The 4,214-nt window shown below is 72.4% G+C and carries 4 protein-coding genes; 2 read left to right on the top strand and 2 right to left on the bottom strand.

The annotated features are described in order from the left end of the window. Together AC5LUJ_RS06400 and AC5LUJ_RS06395 are read right to left on the bottom strand one after the other, a co-directional pair. Nucleotides 1-1,111: carboxylate-amine ligase (locus tag AC5LUJ_RS06400; protein ID WP_493464611.1), on the bottom strand; the 1,111-nt coding region annotated here is incomplete at its 3' end. Between the two features lie 105 nt (nucleotides 1,112-1,216). After that, on the bottom strand, nucleotides 1,217-1,636 hold the full coding sequence (locus AC5LUJ_RS06395; protein ID WP_250286474.1) for an organic hydroperoxide resistance protein: 420 nt from the start codon (nucleotides 1,634-1,636) through the stop codon (nucleotides 1,217-1,219). A 570-nt stretch (nucleotides 1,637-2,206) separates the two neighbouring features. Here AC5LUJ_RS06395 and AC5LUJ_RS06390 point away from each other — a divergent pair. Both AC5LUJ_RS06390 and AC5LUJ_RS06385 read left to right on the top strand, forming a co-directional pair. Then, nucleotides 2,207-3,139, top strand: coding sequence for a FadR/GntR family transcriptional regulator (locus tag AC5LUJ_RS06390; RefSeq protein WP_493464610.1), 933 nt, complete (start codon nucleotides 2,207-2,209; stop codon nucleotides 3,137-3,139). A gap of 49 nt (nucleotides 3,140-3,188) precedes the next feature. Beyond that, a complete protein-coding gene (locus tag AC5LUJ_RS06385) occupies nucleotides 3,189-4,076 on the top strand; it encodes an acyl-CoA thioesterase (protein ID WP_250291835.1) in 888 nt (295 codons plus the stop codon). Nucleotides 4,077-4,214: the final 138 nt, after the last annotated feature.

Below are 4,214 nucleotides of genomic sequence, written 5' to 3'. Positions count from 1 at the left end.
CATCCGCCGCGTCCGCGGCCTGGCGGGTTTCGGTGAGGATGAGGTCGGCGACGTCGGTGAGGTGTCCGCGGCGGGTGAAGGCCCGCCGTTGCCGGGCCGCGGCGCTGCCCCGGCCGACGGCCTGGCCGGCGAGGTCGCGGACCAGCTCCCAGTCGCCGGCGTGCTCGAGCTCGGCGCGCACCTCGTCCACCAGCCGGTACAGCAGGTCCCCCGCCGGTACCGGTACCGCCGCGGCCACGTCGACGAGGTCACCCTCGATCCCGGACCGGGCCGCCCGCCAGGTGGCCGCCCGCAGCAGTTCCGTCCGCCGTGGCGGGACCGGCGCACCGGCCCCGACCGCCAGGGTGGCCCGGCGGACGAGCGCGCGGAACAGGCCGGCGACGAGGATGACGGTGTCGACGTCCGGGCACGCGTCGCAGACCCGCAGCTCAACGGTGGGCAGGTGCGCGGAGGGGCGGACGTCGAAGTAGACCATCCCCGGGTCGCTGATCACCCCGGATGTGATCAGATCCGTGACGGCCTGGTCGTATTCGGCCGCCGTGCGGAACGCCCCGGTGACGCCGGCGGTCGGCCACCGCTGCCAGACCAGGGTGCGCACGCTCGCGTAGCCGCTGTCCGTGCCCTGCCAGTACGGGGAGCTCGCCGACACCGCCAGCAGCACCGGCAGCCACGGCGCGACCCACGCGGCCACCGCGATCGCGAGATCGCGGTCGGCGACCTCGACGTGCACCTGCGCGCCGCAGATCGACTGCTCCCGGGCGAGGAGCTGGTAGTCGGCGAGCATCCGCTGGTAGCGCGGGTACCGGCTGATGCTGGGCGTGTCCCGGCCGGCCAGCGGGACGGTCCCCGCGGACGCGGGGCCGAGCCCGAGCGGTTCGCCGGCCGCCACCAGCTCGCGCCGCAGCTGGAGCAGGCTGCTGCGCAGGTCGGCCAGGTCGGTGCACGGGCGGCTGTTGGACTCCACCACCGACGCCAGCAGCTCGGCGGTGAAACACTCCTTCGCGAGGCGCTCGAGGATCGCCGGAGCCCGCGGCACAGGCCGCCGGGAGGCGAGGTCCAGGAGGTGGAACTCCTCCTCGACACCGACGGTGGCAATGTGCGCGTCGCCCATGGATGAAGACGCTACGACCATACGGTGTCCCGGGCAGCCCACGACCGGCTGGCCAGCACCCGCTGGCCGGTCAGCCAGCGGCCAGCCGGCCAGCCGGCCACCCGGTCAGCTGTCCACGAGGGTGGCGGTGGAGACGATGTTGCCCCGGGTCGCCCTGGAGTACGGGCACAGGGCGTGAGCCTGCTCGACGAGCGTGGCGGCCACGTCCCGGTCGACCTGCTCGATCTCGGCCTCGATCGCGACGGCGAGGGCGAACCCGTCGTCGTCCGGGCCGATCTCGACCCGGACGGTGACCGCCGACGCGGAGACATCGACCTTCGCCCGCCGGGCGACCGCCTTGAGCGCGCTGTGGAAACATGCGGCGTAACCGGTGGCGAACAACTGCTCCGGGTTGGTGCCGGGGCCGTCGTCGCCGCCGAGCCCCTTGGGCAGGGACAGGTTCAGGTCCACCCGCCCGTCGCTGGACGCCACCCGTCCCGCACGCCCGCCCCACGCGGTGGCCTCAGCCGTGTACAGAGCCGTCATCACGATCTCCTCAGGTGTGGATCCGATGGCCCGCGCGCGACGCGCACGATCTGGATCATCCGGGTGGAACACCGGCCGGCACCTTTTTCGTCCGGGTGACTCACGCAGCGCACCGATCCGCTCGGATCGCCACATGGTGTTCAGCGCCGCCAAACGATGACAAAAAGACTCTGAACGATTACTTTTAGTAAAGATTCGATGAACATCGATTACAAATAGTCATTACTTGTAGCCATGACAGCACCCCTTGCAGGTGGCTGCGACCAGTAGTGTCACAATGCAACCTAGCCAGTACTTCTGGTGACATCGCCGGCGACAACAATGTGATCTTCTGGGCGAAGGAGCCGAACCACCGCCAGCGGGCCACGCGCTGCCCGCCGCAGCCGGATCTCTCCGAGGGGGACCATCATGGTGTTACTGAACGCAACCAATATCGCAACGGACGGCCCGGGGGGCATCGGGGGGCCCGGCGGTCTCAGAACGTCTGATCCGTCGGCCGGCCCGCCCCCCGGCGGGCGTGGCGACGACCCCGGCAGGTCGCCGGCCGGCGAGGGCCACGTCGGCCGGCGGGTGCGCGTCCCCAAGACCGCCGAGCTGGTCGCCGCCCGCCTGCGGCGCCAGATCGTGCGGGGCGAACTGGTCGAGGGGGACGCCCTGCCCCCGGAAGCCGTGCTGATGGAGCAGTTCGGGGTCTCCCGCCCGACCCTGCGGGAGGCCTTCCGCGTCCTGGAGTCCGAAGCGTTGATCAGCGTCCGGCGCGGGGCACACGGCGGCGCCCGGGTCCACACACCCAACGGTGACGTCGCCGCCCGCTACGCCGCGCTCGTCCTGGAATACCGCGGCACCACCATCGCCGACGTCCACCAGGCCAGGGCGCTGCTCGAGCCGCCCTGCGTCCGCCGGCTCGCGCAGCGGCACACCGAGGAGGACCTGGCCAGGCTGCGGGCGGCGCTCGCCGCCGTCGAGGCGGCCACGGCGGACGCCGGCCCCCCGGCGGCGGACCGGCCGGCCGCCCGCACCCGGCCCGACCTGGCCACCGCGCTCACGGCACCCGCCGGCCAGCCAGCCCGGGAGGCCTGGGCCCCCGCGGCGTCATGCTCCGCGGTGACGGACTTCCACAACCTGCTGGTGGAACTCGCCGGCAACCAGACCCTGATCGTGCTCGCCGGGATGCTGCGTCACATCATCGGCATGGCGCGCGAGGATGCATCGGGCGCCGGTGCCGGTGCCGGCAGCAGCGGTGGGAGCACGGCACAGCCGGGCGCACCGGCGGCCGAGGACGACGGCCGCCAGACCTACCGGCAACTGGTCGCCCTGGTCGAGGCCGGCGCGGCGGACGAGGCCGAGGCGCTGTGGCGGGATCACCTGCTGGCGACGACGCCCACCCCCGGGCGCGCCCCGGCCACTGTCGTCGACCCGCGAGCCGAAATCCCCGGGCCGGCCCAGGACCATCGACGGCCCGGTGCCGCCTCCGCCGCGTCACGGGAAGCCGAAATCCCCTGAGTGCCATTGTTCGATGAAGCGCCGCCACCGGATGGGTAATGTGGATCAGGTGACGCGCGCCGAGGCCGACTCCCTGGTCGAGGTCCTCGACCTCGACCGCATCGAAACCAACATCTTCCGCGGTTGGTCGTGGCACACGGCGCCGACCCGGGTGTTCGGGGGCCACGTCGCGGCGCAGGCGCTCATCGCCGCCGGCCGGACGGTCGCCCCTGATCGCCCGGTGCACTCGCTGCACGCCTACTTCCTGCTACCAGGCGATCCCGGCGCGCCGATCGTCTACGATGTGGATCTGATCCGTGACGGACGGTCGTTCACGACCCGGCGGGTGGTCGCCATCCAGCACGGCCGGGCGATCTTCCACCTGTCCGCCTCCTTCCAGCGCGTCACCGACGGCCCGGAGCACCAGTCACCCATGCCGCCGGCAGCGCCGCCCGACGAGCTGCCCGTCAGCCTGCCCGAAGAGCTGCCCGAGTGGTCCCTGCCGAACGGCGGGAGCGTCGAGCCCTTCTTCTCCCGGTACCTCGACGTCCGGCTCGTACCGACCGAAGGCGCGGACGGCTCCGTCCAGCAGCCCGTGTGGTCCTCGCATGGGGAGCCGCACAGCCCGTACCAGCGGATGTGGTTCCGCGCCCGCGGGACGCTGCCCGCCGACCCGCTCTACCACGTCTGCGCGGTCACGTACGCGTCCGACCTGCGGCTGATCACGACGACCCTGCTTCCCCACCGGTCGACGGACGGCCGGACGATCTCGCTGGCCAGCCTCGATCACGCCATGTGGTTCCATCGGCCGTTCCGCGCGGACGAGTGGCTGCTCTACATCCAGGACAGCCCGTCGGCCGCGGGCTCCCGCGGCTTCGCCCGCGGCGAGATATACACCGCCGACGGCCGGCTCGTCGTCTCAGTCGCCCAGGAAGGCCTGATGCGCCTCCACTCCTGACAGTGAGGATGTAGGCGGGCCCCGCCGATCCACCGACCCGGCCGAGCGCATGGTGGGCACCCGGCGTCGGCCAACGGCCAGTGGCGCCCCGGTCACGTTCTCGTGTTTCTCCGTGCTCTGCCGTGTTCTGCCGTATTC

This window comes from Protofrankia sp. CiP1_Cm_nod3, from assembly GCF_982290655.1.
This window is presented reverse-complemented; position numbering and strand designations above follow the sequence as displayed.